Annotated in this window: 16 protein-coding genes; 5 read left to right on the top strand and 11 right to left on the bottom strand. The window is 73.8% G+C overall.

The genetic code is table 11. From position 1 onward, the window contains the following. Positions 1-14: 14 nt before the first annotated feature. A complete protein-coding gene (locus tag EDF18_RS13780) occupies positions 15-209 on the top strand; it encodes a DUF2795 domain-containing protein (protein WP_123548582.1) in 195 nt (64 codons plus the stop codon). Between the two features lie 77 nt (positions 210-286). Here EDF18_RS13780 and EDF18_RS13775 read toward each other — a convergent pair whose 3' ends face one another. The 4 genes from EDF18_RS13775 to EDF18_RS13760 form a co-directional block, all read right to left on the bottom strand. Next, positions 287-484, bottom strand: a complete 198-nt coding sequence (locus EDF18_RS13775) for a hypothetical protein (RefSeq protein WP_123548412.1) — start codon at positions 482-484, stop codon at positions 287-289. A gap of 68 nt (positions 485-552) precedes the next feature. Continuing rightward, positions 553-1,077: a hypothetical protein gene (locus EDF18_RS13770; protein WP_123548411.1), complete on the bottom strand. Its 525-nt coding sequence runs from the start codon at positions 1,075-1,077 to the stop codon at positions 553-555. Further along, positions 1,077-1,727 (bottom strand): Asp23/Gls24 family envelope stress response protein, encoded by a 651-nt coding sequence (locus EDF18_RS13765; RefSeq protein WP_123548410.1) that lies wholly within the window; start codon positions 1,725-1,727, stop codon positions 1,077-1,079. The genes EDF18_RS13770 and EDF18_RS13765 overlap by 1 nt, the downstream gene beginning before the upstream one ends. Beyond that, positions 1,724-2,281: an RNA polymerase sigma factor gene (locus tag EDF18_RS13760; protein WP_123548409.1), complete on the bottom strand. Its 558-nt coding sequence runs from the start codon at positions 2,279-2,281 to the stop codon at positions 1,724-1,726. The genes EDF18_RS13765 and EDF18_RS13760 overlap by 4 nt, the downstream gene beginning before the upstream one ends. A 129-nt stretch (positions 2,282-2,410) precedes the next feature. Between EDF18_RS13760 and EDF18_RS13755 the strand changes: the two genes are divergently transcribed. After that, on the top strand, positions 2,411-2,836 hold the full coding sequence (locus tag EDF18_RS13755; RefSeq protein WP_123548581.1) for an Asp23/Gls24 family envelope stress response protein: 426 nt from the start codon (positions 2,411-2,413) through the stop codon (positions 2,834-2,836). 21 nt (positions 2,837-2,857) lie between these two features. On the opposite strand, the gene EDF18_RS13750 is transcribed toward EDF18_RS13755, so the two are convergent. The 4 genes from EDF18_RS13750 to EDF18_RS13735 form a co-directional block, all read right to left on the bottom strand. After that, on the bottom strand, positions 2,858-3,838 hold the full coding sequence (locus EDF18_RS13750) for an NAD(P)H-quinone oxidoreductase (RefSeq protein WP_123548408.1): 981 nt from the start codon (positions 3,836-3,838) through the stop codon (positions 2,858-2,860). Positions 3,839-3,906: 68 nt separating this feature from the next. Beyond that, positions 3,907-4,926, bottom strand: coding sequence for a zinc-binding dehydrogenase (locus EDF18_RS13745; RefSeq protein ID WP_123548407.1), 1,020 nt, complete (start codon positions 4,924-4,926; stop codon positions 3,907-3,909). A 67-nt stretch (positions 4,927-4,993) separates the two neighbouring features. Next, positions 4,994-5,764: an SDR family oxidoreductase gene (locus EDF18_RS13740; RefSeq protein ID WP_123548406.1), complete on the bottom strand. Its 771-nt coding sequence runs from the start codon at positions 5,762-5,764 to the stop codon at positions 4,994-4,996. A gap of 128 nt (positions 5,765-5,892) precedes the next feature. Then, complete coding sequence (locus EDF18_RS13735; RefSeq protein ID WP_123548405.1) at positions 5,893-7,284, bottom strand: GntP family permease; 1,392 nt, start codon at positions 7,282-7,284, stop codon at positions 5,893-5,895. 154 nt (positions 7,285-7,438) lie between these two features. On the opposite strand from EDF18_RS13735, the gene EDF18_RS13730 reads away from it, so the two are divergent. Next, complete coding sequence (locus tag EDF18_RS13730; protein ID WP_123548580.1) at positions 7,439-8,176, top strand: FadR/GntR family transcriptional regulator; 738 nt, start codon at positions 7,439-7,441, stop codon at positions 8,174-8,176. 9 nt (positions 8,177-8,185) lie between these two features. Continuing rightward, positions 8,186-8,773 carry a dCTP deaminase gene (dcd, locus tag EDF18_RS13725; RefSeq protein WP_123548404.1) on the top strand — a complete coding sequence of 196 codons (588 nt, stop codon included), beginning with the start codon at positions 8,186-8,188 and terminating at the stop codon, positions 8,771-8,773. Between the two features lie 69 nt (positions 8,774-8,842). Here the strand turns inward: dcd and aroC are convergent, their stop codons facing one another. Next, positions 8,843-9,928, bottom strand: a complete 1,086-nt coding sequence (gene aroC / locus EDF18_RS13720; RefSeq protein WP_123548403.1) for a chorismate synthase — start codon at positions 9,926-9,928, stop codon at positions 8,843-8,845. 295 nt (positions 9,929-10,223) lie between these two features. Then, positions 10,224-11,243, bottom strand: a complete 1,020-nt coding sequence (locus tag EDF18_RS13715; protein WP_123548402.1) for a helix-turn-helix transcriptional regulator — start codon at positions 11,241-11,243, stop codon at positions 10,224-10,226. Positions 11,244-11,468: 225 nt separating this feature from the next. Here EDF18_RS13715 and EDF18_RS13710 point away from each other — a divergent pair, with 225 nt between their 5' ends. Further along, entirely contained in the window at positions 11,469-12,506 is a 1,038-nt protein-coding gene (locus EDF18_RS13710) for an aldo/keto reductase (protein ID WP_123548401.1), read from the top strand. A 121-nt stretch (positions 12,507-12,627) separates the two neighbouring features. Here the strand turns inward: EDF18_RS13710 and EDF18_RS13705 are convergent, their stop codons facing one another. Beyond that, on the bottom strand, positions 12,628-13,491 hold the full coding sequence (locus EDF18_RS13705) for a tryptophan-rich sensory protein (RefSeq protein ID WP_123548400.1): 864 nt from the start codon (positions 13,489-13,491) through the stop codon (positions 12,628-12,630). Positions 13,492-13,500 lie beyond the last annotated feature (9 nt).

Below are 13,500 nucleotides of genomic sequence, written 5' to 3'. Positions count from 1 at the left end.
AGGAGGCGACCGTCATGGCCGACACCCCGAACCCCATCCAGATGCAGAAGTACCTCAGCGGCGTGGACTACCCGGTCTCGAAGGAGGACCTGATCGCCACGGCGAGGGAGCAGGGCGCGCCCGACGACGTCGTGTCGGCGCTCGAGGCGCTCGACGGAGACTCGTTCGACGCGCCGACCGACGTCAGCAAGGGCGTCTCGGAGGAGTAGCTCGCCGCCGTGGGACACGGCACGGGACCGCCCGTCGTCGGGGACGGCGGGCGGTCCCGTGCGTTCGTCGACGCGGGTCAGACCTCGTCGGGCGAGGGCGCCTGCGTCGGGGCGTCGTCGCCGCCCCGGTCGCCGTCGGCGCGCTGCTCGACGTCGTCGTCGACCGAGCCGTCGGCGTCGAGGTCGTAGTCCTCGCCCTTCAGCACCTGGTCCCACTTCTGGGCGTCGTCGGGGTTCGAGTCGGGGTTCTGCGGGGTGATGGGGACGCTGCTCATGGTGACCTCCTCGGTCGGTCGTGGTCCCCTCGACGGTAGGCGCGCCTCCCCGCGCTGTCCGCCCCCGGCTACGACGAGGTGCCGACGATGCGGACGTCGATCGTCGGGGCCGGCAGCTGCTGCGCCTCGAGGTGCCCGAGGAGGCGAGCCGCGACCGCCCGCGCGACCGCCGGCCCCGAGGCGGCGTCGTCCACGGCGAGGTCGAGCACCACCCGCGTCTCGTCGTCGGTGACGGCGAGCGTCACGAGCGGCCTCGGCCGACCTGGGGTCCCGTCGGCCGCGCCGGCCGAGGCGGGCACGCCGGCCGCGGCGGCACCGGTCACGACCGCGCCGGCCGCACCGGTCACGCTGGCGACGGCTGCCCGGAGTCCGCCGAGCGCCTGGCGGGCGATCTCGACCGCACCAGGCCGGGCGTGCACGCGGGCGACGCCGTCCGTCTCCGCCGCCAGCGCCCCGAGCTCGAGCGCGAGGTCGTCGAGCCGGTCCTGCGGCACGGTCGCGACGCCGTCGGCACCCACGGCCGGGCCTGCGGCCGCACCCGCGGCCGGGCCTGCGCCCGTACCAGCACGGTCGTCGATCGTCGGGTCGTCCATCACAGTCCTGCCTCTCGGGCCTCGAGGTGCACGTCGCGCACGGTGACGTCGAGGGACTCGACGACGATCTCGGTCTGCCGAGCGAGCGCCTCGGACACGGCCTCGCGCACGAGCTCGGCGACTCGCCGCAGGTCGGCGCCGTAGACGACGCTCACCGCCACGTCGACCCTGATCGGCGCGTCGACGACGCCCACGTCGCCGGCCAGCCCGCACGAGATGACGACGGCACCCGGCACCGCGTCGCCGGCCTCGCGGACGAGCGAGCGCACCGCGCCCTCGGTGATGTGCAGGGTGCTGCGGACGTCGGGCGACGCGAGCGGGATGTCGCGCCCCGTGCGCGACTCGAGCCGGACGCGGTCCATGACGCTCGCGATCCACGACGGGTCGGGTGCCGGAGCCGTCGCGACGTCGCTCTCGACGAGCTCGGACGACAGCGCCCGCAGCCGCTCGAGCGCGAGGAGCTGCGCCAGGCACTCGGGGTCGTCCTCGATGAGCGGGTCGTACGGCTCACGGCCGGCGTCGAGGTAGTCGGCGAGCCGCTCGGTCGGGACCGAGTCGGCCCCCGAGCCCGAGCCGACGCCCGTCAGCGGGCCCTCGGCGGGGCCGTCGCTCGGCTGCGCGGAGGGCGAGAAGGGCGTCGGGTCGCTCATCGCCAGGCCTCCATCTCTCGGGTCAGTGACTCTCGGGCACGGGCGAGCTGGCCCCTCACGGCGGTCACGGACGAGCCGGTCCGCTCCGCGATGTCAGCGTACGACTCGCCGCCGACCTCGCGCATGGTCCACACGCGGCGCTGGGCGGCGGGCAGCCGGTCGAGCGCCTGGCGCAGCGCGACCATCGCGTCGGACGACTGTGCCCGCCGTTCGGGGTCGTCGTGGGCGCCGTCGGTCGAGGGCACCTCCAGCTCGTCGACGTCGGCGGCGGGACGGCGACGACGGATCAGGTCGAACGCCTTGCGCGACACGATCGTCATCATCCAGCCGCGGACGGCGTCGGGGGTCTGCAGGCCCGGGAGCTCACGCCAGATGGTGATCGACGCCTCCTGCACCGCGTCGGAGGCGTCGGCCCGGGACGAGGTCAGCCGCGTCGCGTAGGCGGTCATCAGCCCGAGGTGGCGCCGCAGCAGCACCTCGAAGGCCCGTTCGTCGCCCTCCGCGGCACGGGACGCGAGCGTGCCGTCGGCAGCCTCGGTGAGGTCGATCGACACGGTGCCTCCTCTGTGCGGCGAGCCCCGGCAGGGCGTTCGATGGAACGACTGGGACGGATTCCGTGACGATCAGGTCGCGTCGTGCGTCTCGTCCATGACTACACCAGCCTCTCGCAGAACGGAGCCACCATGGCCGACACCACCCCGACCACCCCCACCGCCGCCACGACGCCGACCGGCCTCGCGACGGACGGCCCCACGCCCGGCCGCACGGTCGTCGCCGACGCCGTCGTCGCCAAGGTCGCGGGCATCGCCGCCCGTGAGGTGCCCGGCGTGCACGCCCTCGGCGGCGGGGCGGCCCGCGCCTTCGGCGCCCTCCGCGACGTCGTCGGCAGCACGGACCTCGGCCAGGGAGTCCGCGTCGAGGTCGGCGAGACCCAGGTCGCGGCCGACGTCACGATCGTCGTCGAGTACCCCGTCGCCATCAGCCAGGTCGCCGACCAGGTCCGCGAGTCCGTCGCGGCCGCCATCGAGCAGCTCGTCGGCATGGACGTCGCCGAGGTCAACGTGTCCGTGGCCGACGTGCACATCCCCGGCGACGACGACGAGGACTGACATCGACCGGGCGCACGGCCCTCAGCGCACCGCGAGCACGATCTTGCCGAGGTGCTGCCCCGACTCCATGCGCTTGTGGGCGGTCGCGGCGAACTCGAGCGGGTAGACGCTGTCGAGCACCGGGCGCACCGTGCCGGCGGCGACGAGCGGCCAGACGTGCTCGCGGACCTCGGCCATGATCGCGCGCCGCTCCTCGAGGGGGCGGGCACGCAGGGTCGTGCCCCAGATGCGTGCGCGCGCGGCCATCAGCCGCCCCACGTCGATCGTCGCGGCCGTGCCGCCCTGCGTCGCGATCACCATGACGCGGCCCCCGGGGGCGACCGCCTCGACGTCGCGCGCCAGGTAGTCGCCGCCGACGAGGTCGAGCACGACGTCGACGCCGCGCCCGTCGGTGAGCTCGTGGACGACCTCGACGAAGTCCTCCTGCTTGTAGTCGATGCCGCGGGCCGCGCCGAGCTGCTCGCAGAACGCGGTCTTCTCGGCCGAGCCGGCGGTCGCGTAGACGGTGGAGCCGAGGGCCACGGCGAGCTGGATCGCGATCGACCCGACGCCGCTCGACCCGCCGTGCACCAGCAGGGTCTCGCCCGGCCGCAGCCCGGCCGACATGAACACGTTCGACCACACGGTCGCGAGCGCCTCGGGCAGCCCCGCCGCCTCGACCAGGTCGAGCCCCTTCGCGTAGGGCAGCAGCAAGCCCTCGTCGACGGCCACGCGGTCGGCGTAGCCGCCGCCGGACAGCAGCGCCAGGACGTAGTCGCCCAGGGAGGCGCCCGTCACCTCGCTGCCCACGCTCACGACGGTGCCGCTCACCTCGAGCCCCGGCCACGCGGGCGCCCCGGCCGGCGACGGGTAGTGCCCCTCGCGCTGCGAGACGTCGGCGCGGTTCACGCCCGCGGCGGCGACGTCGATCACGACCTCGTGGGGGCCGGCGACGGGCTCGGGGACTTCGCTGACGACGAGGGCGGAGGGCCCTCCGGGAACGGGGACGGTGACGGCGCGCATGCCTCCATCCTCCCCTGCGGGGCGGGACCAGGCTCGCCGGCTCCGTCCCGTGGCGCGACCGGCGCCTCCTACGGCCTGTCGGGCCAGGCGGCGACGAGCACCTTGCCGCTGACCGACGAGTCCCGGGCGACGTCGAAGGCCCGGGCCGCGTCGGCACTGTCGACGACGTGCGTGACGACCGCGCCGAGCGACGGGTCGGCGTCGAGCATCCGCACGGCCTCGTCGATCTCGTCCCGGAACCGGAAGACGCCGAGCACGGTGAGCTCCTTCGAGATCGCGGGCGCGAGGTTGACCGGGCGGGCGACGTCCGGCACCATCCCGACCTGCGCGACGACGCCGAGGCGACGGGCGGCGACGAAGGCGGCGCTGACGGCCGGCGCGGCGCCCGAGCACTCGAGCACGACGTCGAACGAGTCGGCGGGGACGGCGTCCTCCCCGAGCCGGAGGACTTGGTCGGCGCCCACGGCGAGCGCCCTGGCCAGGGGCTCGGGCAGGACGTCGACGACGGTCACGTGCGCCGCACCGCGGGCACGGGCCGCGGCGGCGGCGAGCAGGCCGATCGGGCCGGCCCCGGAGACGAGGACCCGGGCGCCCCGGACGTCGCCGACCCGGCTGACGGCGTGCAGGGCGACGGCGAGCGGCTCGGCCAGGGCCGCGCGCTCGAGCGGCAGCGTGGCGGGCAACGCCCGCAGCATGCCCGCGTCGACCACGAGGTACTCGCTGAGGGCGCCCTGCGTGTGCGGGTGCGTCGAGGCGCTGCCCAGGTAGGAGCCGCCGGGCCACAGGTGCGGCGCCTCCTCGGTGCCCTCGGTCGGGGTGCCGAACCGGGCAGGGTGCACGGTGACGGGGGTCCCGGGTGCCCACTCGCCGCTCGGGTCGAGGTCGACGCGTCCCGACAGCTCGTGGCCGGGGGCGAGGGGCTCCTCGACGACGAAGGCACCGTTGGCACCCTCGAAGTAGTAGTGCAGGTCGGAGCCGCAGATGCCGACGAAGTCGACGCGGAGGCGCACCTCGCCCTCGCCGGGCTCGGGCGTCGGGACCTCGCGCTCCGTCAGGACGGTCGCGGAGTCGATCTGGATGGTCTTCACGGTCGTTCTCCTCTGTGGGCGGGTCGGTTCTGCGTGCTCGTCGGACGACGCACGGGGACGACGCGCGTCAGACGACGCTCGTCATGCCGCCGTCGACGAAGATGTTCTGCCCCGAGACGAAGTCGCTCGCGCTCGACGCGAGGTAGATCAGCGTCCCCGTGAGCTCCTCGACGCGGCCCCAGCGACGCGCCGGCGTGCGCTGCCGCAGCCAGGAGTCGAAGGTCTCGTCCTGCCAGAGGGCCGTGTTCATCTCGGTCGCGAAGTAGCCGGGCGACAGGGTGTTCACCTGTACCCCGTGCCGGGCCACGTCGGCCGCCATGCCGCGGCTCAGCTGGGCGACCCCGCCCTTGCTCGCCGAGTACGGCGCGATGGTCTCGCGCGCCAGCATCGACTGCACGCTCGCCACGTTGACGATCTTCCCCGAGCCGCGCTCGACCATCCCGGGCGCGACGAACCGCGAGACGTAGAACACGCTCGACAGGTTGGTGGCGACGACGGCGTCCCAGTCCTCGACGGGGAACTCGGTGAACGGCGCGCGCTTCTGCACGCCGGCGTTGTTGACCAGGACGTCGGGCATGCCGTGCTCGGCCACGAGCTCCCCGACGGCCGCCTCGACGGACGCGGCCTCGGTGACGTCGAAGACCGTCGTCGCGGGCCGCGTCCCCGTGGCCGCCTCGAGGGCGTCCTGGGTCTCGCGCAGCGCACCGGCGTCGCGACCGTGCACGATCACCTCGGCCCCCGCCTCCGCCAGCGCCAGGGCGAACGAGCGACCGAGTCCGCGGGAGGAGCCGGTCACGAGGGCGAGCCGGCCGGTGAGGTCGAACAGGGACGAGGTCATGGTTCTCCTTGGTGGTTCCGGGCGGTCCGGACGGTCGGCGTGGTCGATGCGGTCGGGACGGCCCGGGCCGTCGGGACGGCCCGGGCCGTCGGGACGGCCCGGGCCGTCGGGACGGCCCGGGCGGTCGGTCAGACCAGCGAGCCGACGGCGAAGACGAGCAGCGCCGCGGCGAAGCCGAGCACGGACTCGACGCCCTGCTGCACGGTCCACACGCGCAGGGTGGTCTTCACGTCCATGCCCATCAGCCGGCCGACGAGCCAGAAGCCCGAGTCGTTGACGTGGCCGGCGAAGACCGAGCCCGCAGCCGTGGCGAGCACGACGGCGGCCAGCTGGACGGCGTTGAGGTCGGCCAGGGCGACGGCCGGGGCCACGAGGCCCGCGGCGGTGACGAGGGCCACGGTCGCCGAGCCCTGGGCGAGGCGGAGGATCGCGGCGATGATCCACGCGGCCACGATGACCGGCAGTCCGAGGTCGCCCAGCACGTCGGCGAGGGCGTCGCCGATGCCCGAGGCGCGGAGGACGCCGCCGAACATGCCGCCGGCGCCGGTGATGAGCACGACCGAGCAGATCGGGCCGAGCGCGCTGTCGAGCACCTTCTCGAGAGCACTGCCGCCGACGCCGCGGGCCCGGCCCAGGACGACGGCCGCGACGAGGACGGAGATGAGCAGCGCGATGCCGCTGGTGCCGATCAGGACGAGCGCCTGCACCCAGGTGGCGTCGGGGTCGACGACCCCCACGGAGCCGAGCGAGCTGAGCCCGGTGTTCAGCAGGATCAGGACGAGCGGGACGGCGAGGACGGCCATGACCGTGCCGGCCTTGGGCGGGTTCGCGGCGTGGACGTCGTCCTTCTCGCTGCCGAAGAGGGACAGCACGGGCAGCGGGATGCGCTTGTTGACGTACTTGGCCCACAGGTAGCCCGACACGTACCAGACGGGGAACACGATGACGAGGCCCGCGACGAGCACGATGCCGAGGTCGGCGCCGAGCAGCTCGGTCGCCGAGACCGGGCCGGGGTGCGGCGGCAGGAACACGTGCATGACCGAGAAGGCCGCGGCGGAGCTGATGCCGTAGAGCAGCAGCGACTTGCCGCCCATGCGCCGGGCCACGGCGAAGACGATCGGCAGCATGACGATCAGGCCGGCGTCGAAGAAGATCGGGAAGCCCATGATCAGCGAGGCGAGGCCGAGGGCGAACGGCGCGCGCTTCTCCCCGAAGACGTCGACCATGCGGTCGGCGAGCACCCGGGCGCCGCCCGACGACTCGACGAGCCGCCCGAGCATGGCCCCGAGGCCGACGAGCAGCGCGACGGAGCCGAGGGTGCTGCCGAAGCTCGTGACGAGCAGGTCGGCGATGGCGCCCGTGGGGATGCCCGTCGCGAGGGCCGTGAGCGCCGCGACGATGACGAGGGTGAGGAACGCGTGCAGCTTGAACTTGATGACGAGCACCAGGATCAAGGCGATCGCCCCCGCGGCGATCGCGAGCAGCGGTGCCGCCCCCAGGGTCTGTGTCCAGTCGTCCATGTCGATCTTCTCCGTTGAATACCGTGGGCTGCGCCCGTCGAGTCCGCGGTCGAGGCGCACAGGAGGTGCGCGACCGCGGTGAAGGCCAGGGTGCCACCAAAGGTAGTACTTTTCAAGTCGTGCCGAGCTCGCGGCCTACGACAGGATGACCCTCATGACATCTCGCCCCGGGCCCGAGGGGACGCACGCTCGGCTCGTGCAGGCCCTCGGCGGCCGCATCGCCTCGGGCGACCTCCCCGTGGGCAGCGTGCTCACCCTCGCCGCGCTCGAGCTCGAGTTCGGGGCCTCCCGGACCGCCGTGCGCGAGGCGGTGCGCGTCCTCGAGTCGCTCGACCTGATCCGGTCACGCCGCCGCGTGGGGATGACCGTGCAGCCGCGGGCGTCGTGGCGGGTGCTCGACGCGCAGCTCATCCGCTGGACCCTGGCCGGCCCGCTGCGGCAGCGGCACCTCGTCGAGCTGATGGAGCTGCGCGCCGCGCTCGAGCCGGCCGCCGCCCGGCTCGCGGCCCGGAACGCCACGGACGACCAGCGCGCGGGCCTCGTGCGCCTCGCCTCCGAGCTCGACGACCTCGGCCGGGCCGGGCGGGGCGACTCGTCCGAGTACCTCGCGGTCGACGTCGCGTTCCACTCGCTGCTGCTCGCCGCCAGCGGCAACCTCCTGTACGCCGAGCTCGCCGCCCCGGTCCGCGAGATCCTGGAGGGGCGCGCCGACCTCGGCCTCACGCCGGCCGTCCCCTGGCCGGGCACCCTCGACGCCCACGTCGCGGCCGCGCGCGCGGTCGCCGACGGCGACGGCGACGCGGCCGAGCACCAGGTGCGCACCCACATCGCCATCGTCAGCCACGAGGTGCAGGAGGCGCCGGGCAGCGAGGCGGACCAGGCGGCTGACTAGGCTGACCGCGTGCTGCTCTCCGACCACGACATCAAGCTCGAGCTCGACGCCGGGCGCATCGGCCTCGACCCGTACGACTCCTCGCTGATCCAGCCGTCGAGCATCGACGTGCGGCTCGACCGCCTGTTCCGGCTGTTCGACAACCACAAGTACCCGTTCATCGACCCGGCCGCCGAGCAGCCCGAGCTGACGCGCCTGGTCGAGACGCCCGCCGACGAGCCGTTCATCCTGCACCCGGGCGAGTTCGTCCTCGGCAGCACCTACGAGCGCGTCACGCTGCCCGACGACGTCGCCGCCCGCCTCGAGGGCAAGAGCTCGTTGGGCCGCCTCGGCCTGCTGACGCACTCGACGGCCGGCTTCATCGACCCCGGCTTCACCGGGCACGTCACCCTCGAGCTGTCGAACGTCGCGACGCTGCCGATCAAGCTCTGGCCGGGCATGAAGATCGGGCAGCTCTGCTTCTTCCGGCTGAGCTCGCCGGCCGACCACCCCTACGGCTCGGGCGAGTACGGCTCCCGGTACCAGGGCCAGCGCGGACCGACCGCGAGCCGCTCGGCGACGAACTTCGTCCACACGGACGTGTCCGCGCGCGACTGAGCCCCGGAGGGCTCAGCCCTGCAGGAGGCGCGGCTCGGCTGAGCAGGACGCTCGGCCGAGCTGCACCGATCAGGCCCCGGGAGGCGTGAAGGGCACCGGTCCGATCTGGGCCCGGAACGCGAGCACGTGGTCCATCACGACCAGGGCGAGCATCGCCTCCACGATCGGCGTCGCACGGATGCCCACGCAGGGGTCGTGCCGTCCGAAGGTCTCGACGCTCGTCTCGTTCCCCGCGCGGTCGATCGAGCGCTGGGGCGTCCTGATCGAGCTCGTCGGCTTGATCGCGACCGAGACCCTCAGGTCCTGCCCGGTCGAGATCCCGCCGAGCACGCCGCCCGCGTCGTTCGTCTCGAAGCCGTCGGCGGTCAGGGCGTCGCCGTGCTCGCTGCCGCGCTGCGAGACGCTGTCGAAGCCCGCCCCGATCTCGACGCCCTTGACGGCGTTGATGCCCATCATCGCGGCGGCGATGTCCGCGTCGAGCTTGGAGAACAGGGGCTCGCCGAGGCCCGCGGGCACGTTGCGGGCGACCACGTCGATGCGGGCGCCGCACGAGTCGCCGGCCCGGCGCAGCTCGTCCATGCGCTCCTCGAGCCGCGGCACGATCGCCGCGTCGGGGGCGAAGAACGGGTTCTGCGAGATCTGCGACTCGTCGGTGAAGGGGACGGCGATGTCGTCGAGCTGGCTCATCCAGCCGGTGAACGAGATGCCGCCCTGCTCCTGCAGCCACTTGCGCGCGACGGCGCCGGCGGCGACCATCGGCGCGGTGAGCCGGGCGGAGGAGCGGCCGCCGCCACGAGGATCGCGCACGCCGTACTTGCGCCAGTACGTGTAGTCGGCGTGGCCGGGGCGGAACGTGTCGAGGATGTTGCCGTAGTCCTTGCTGCGCTGGTCGACGTTGCGGATCATGAGGGCGATCGGGGTGCCCGTGGTCTGCCCCTCGTAGACGCCGGACAGGATCTCGACGGCGTCGGGCTCCCTGCGCTGCGTGACGTGGCGCGAGGTGCCCGGGCGACGGCGGTCGAGCTCCCCCTGGATGTCGGCCTCGGTCAGGGCGAGGCCCGGAGGGCACCCGTCGATGACGCAGCCGATGGCGACGCCGTGCGACTCGCCGAAGTTCGTGACGCGGAAGAGTTCACCGAAGGTGCTGCCAGACATGGGACGACCTTACGGCCCCCACGTCTCGAGCGATGGAGAGAAGGGGGTGCGAGTGGGGACCCGACGCCCTCACCCGCACCCCTCGCGGCCGCGACCGGGACCCGACGTCCCTGCGCTTGCCGCGTGTACGACTCGCGATCCTGAACCCAAATCGCGAGGCCCCCTCATTCTGCGTCGTGTCGGGCCCTCCTGGCCACCAGGTGGTCACGAAACGAAGGAGGAGGACAGGGAGCGAAGGAGGCGCCGGATCGGGTCGCCGGACGCCCTCGTCCCTGCCCTCGGCCCCGTCGACCGCTCAGGACTCGAGGGTCTCGCGCGGAGTCCGGCCGAACTGCGTCGAGTAGAGCGCGGCGAACCGCCCGGGGTTCGCGAAGCCCCAGCTCAGCGCGATCCCGGCCACGGTGTGCCCGAGCGTGGGGTCGCCGAGCACGAGGTCGGCATGCGCACCGCGCAGGCGAGCCGCGCGCAGGGCCGCCGTCGGGGTCGTGTCGAGGTGGCGACGGAACGCCAGCTGCAGCCCTCTCGGGGTCAGGCGGGCCGCCTCCGCGATCTCGACGATCCCGATGTCGTCGTGCGCGTGCTCCTCGACGAAGGCGAGCGCTCGACGGACGGTGGACGGCAGGGCACGCGCGTCGGAGGACCGGCCCGTCCCCACCACGTTCGTGTCGTAGGCCTCGACGAACGCCGTCACGAGCGAGCGGAACGCGGCCGACCGCACCAGCGGGCTCGCCATCGCGGCGTCGTTCGAGAGCACCCCGTCGAGCACGTGCCGGGTCGTGCTGCCCCAGTGCTCGCCCAGGGCCTCGGAGACGGGCTCCATCGCGAGGGTCTGCAGCCCCTCCGGCGGCGTCGTGAGCGACAGGCCGGCGAGCTCGCGCTCCACGGCGGCCCGGTCGAGCATCACCTGGCCGAGGTGCATGTCGTCCCAGCGGTGCTCCTTGACGCGGTCGCTGGGGAACACGAAGCGGTCGCCCGTCTGTGCCCGCAGGTCGGCCCTGCCGTCCGCGAGGCCGTAGCGGCCGCCCAGGACGCGGCTGATGCAGAAGAACTCGGGCAGCGGCTCGCTGACGGCGTGCAGCTGTCCCCTGTAGTGGATCTGGCCCATCGCGAACCGGTCGTCGCCGGAGACGACCCGGCCGAAGCTGAAGTCGGGGCCGGCCTCGGGAGTGAGGTCGCGGAGACGGTAGATGCGGCTGATGATGGAGTGCGCGACCGCGGGGTCTGCGGTCTCGACGCCGCGCACCCGAGGGTCGTCGAAGTCCGGGCGACGGGAGCCCGTGCGGGTCCAGGCCGTGGGCGTCGCAGGACTGGCCATGCGCCCCTCCAGGCGGTGCGGCGGAGCACGAGGTGCTCTCGTGGGCGACGAGGCCGGTGGTCGACGCACCTCGCACGCATCGGCCTGATCCACCGATGCCGCGATGCTACCTCGCAGGCTCGTCTCGGGCGACTCTCACCCGACCGCCTGGTATCGAGCGTCTCCCGGGTGCCGGGCCGACGCCTCCTCGGGCACGGCCACGAGCTCGCGGCGTAGCGTCGGGGCATGGACTACAGGACCCTCGGGAACAGCGGTGCCTCCGTGTCGGAGCTGACACTGGGCACCATGACGTTCGGCGCAGAAGCCGACGAGACCACCTCTCACCAGATCCTCGACGCGTTCGTCGCGGCCGGCGGCACGCTCGTCGACACCGCCGACGTGTACACGGCGGGGACCTCGGAGGAGATCATCGGGCGCTGGCTCGCCTCGCACCCCACGGAGGCGGCGCAGGTCGTGCTCGCGACGAAGGGGCGGTTCCCGATGGGAGACGGCCCCAACGACGTCGGCCTCTCGCGCCGGCACCTCGCGACGGCGCTCGACGCGTCGCTCAGCCGGCTCGGCGTGGAGCACGTCGACCTCTACCAGATGCACGCCTGGGACGCCTTCACCCCGATCGACGAGACGCTGCGGTTCCTCGACGACGCGATCACCGCGGGCAAGATCGGCTACTACGGCTTCTCGAACTACCTCGGCTGGCAGCTGACGAAGGCCGTCGCCCGGGCCCAGGCGCTCGGCTTCGCGCCGCCCGTCACGCTGCAGCCGCAGTACAACCTGCTCGTCCGCGACATAGAGCACGAGATCGTGCCGGCCTCGCTCGACGCCGGCATCGGCCTGCTGCCGTGGTCGCCCCTCGCCGGCGGCTGGCTGAGCGGCAAGTACCGTCGCGACGAGGCACCCACCGGCGCGACCCGCCTGGGCGAGGACCCGAAGCGGGGCATGGAGGCGTGGGAGGCGCGCAACGGCGACGAGCGGACCTGGTCGGCCATCGAGGCCGTCGCCTCCGTCGCGGACGCGCACGGCGCCTCCTCGTCGCAGGTGTCGCTCGCGTGGCTGCTGAGGCAGCCGGCCGTGACCTCGGTGATCCTGGGCGCGCGCACGGTCACGCAGCTCGACGACAACCTCGGCGCCTCCGACCTCGCGAAGCTGCTCACCGACGACGAGCTGGCCCGCCTCGACGCGTCGAGCAGCCCGCGCGTCGACGACTACCCGTACGGGACCGCCGGCGTCGCGCAGCGCGACCGCAAGCTGACCGGCGGCCGCTGAGCCGCTGAGCCGCTGAGCCGCGGCCGCTGAGCCGCGCAGAGCGAGGCTCAGGCGACGCGAGAACGACGAACCGACGTGGGAGACCACGTCGGTTCGTCGTCCTGGCGGAGGGACAGGGCCTCTAGGAGGCGCGCGTCGCCTCCCCGGGGGCGCGGGCCGAGCCGCTCCGCTCGGCGCGCACCCGCAGCACGAGCACGACGACCAGCACGACGGCGGCGGCGACCAGCGCGGTGACCCCCGCGGCGGTGTCGAGGGGCTGCCCCGAGAACCGGCCGACGGCGACCCACGCCAGGCCCCAGACCAGCGAGAGCATCGGGGCGATCCGACCCCGTCCGACGACGGCGACCGCGACGCCCGAGAGCCCGGCGACCGCGAGGACGACCGTCGACCAGAGCCCGCTCGGCAGCCCGAACCCGTCGAAGCCGGACTCGACGAGGGCCGCGGCGACGTTGGCGGCCGTCGCGACCGACACCCAGCCGAGGTAGAGGCCCATCGTCCCGTCGGTGACGACCGCGTCGACCCGGCTGCGGGTGGGCGTGCGCACGACGAGCAGGAAGATCCGGACCAGGACGGCGAGCAGCGCGACGATCACGACGACGCTGAGCCAGACCTGGCCGAGCTGCACGGCGGCGAACAGCCAGCCCGCGTTGAGCAGCATGGAGGCGGCGACCCAGTAGCCGAGGCGACGGTGCCGGTCGACGGCCCGCTGGCCGGGCAGCGCCTGGTAGACGGCGTACGCGACGAGGCCGGCGTAGATGACCGACCAGATCGAGAAGGCCGTCGTCGCCGGGGCGATCGGCGTCGCGTCGGCGCTGAGCGCGCCGCCCGAGGCTCCCGACACCGAGGTGCCGCCGAAGGCGCCCGAGCCGACCGCGGCCAGGACGATCGCGAGCACGGCGCCCACGACGACGACGACCTGACGGACGACGTCGGCGGACGCAGGAAGTGCGGTGGCGGAGGCGGGACGGGTCGCTGCTGTGCTCATGCCGCCGAC

It is taken from the genome of Frigoribacterium sp. PhB107 (assembly GCF_003751515.1).
GTDB lineage: Bacteria > Actinomycetota > Actinomycetes > Actinomycetales > Microbacteriaceae > Frigoribacterium.
The sequence above is the reverse complement of the archived record's forward strand: the minus strand, read 5'-3'. Positions and strand labels throughout refer to the sequence as shown.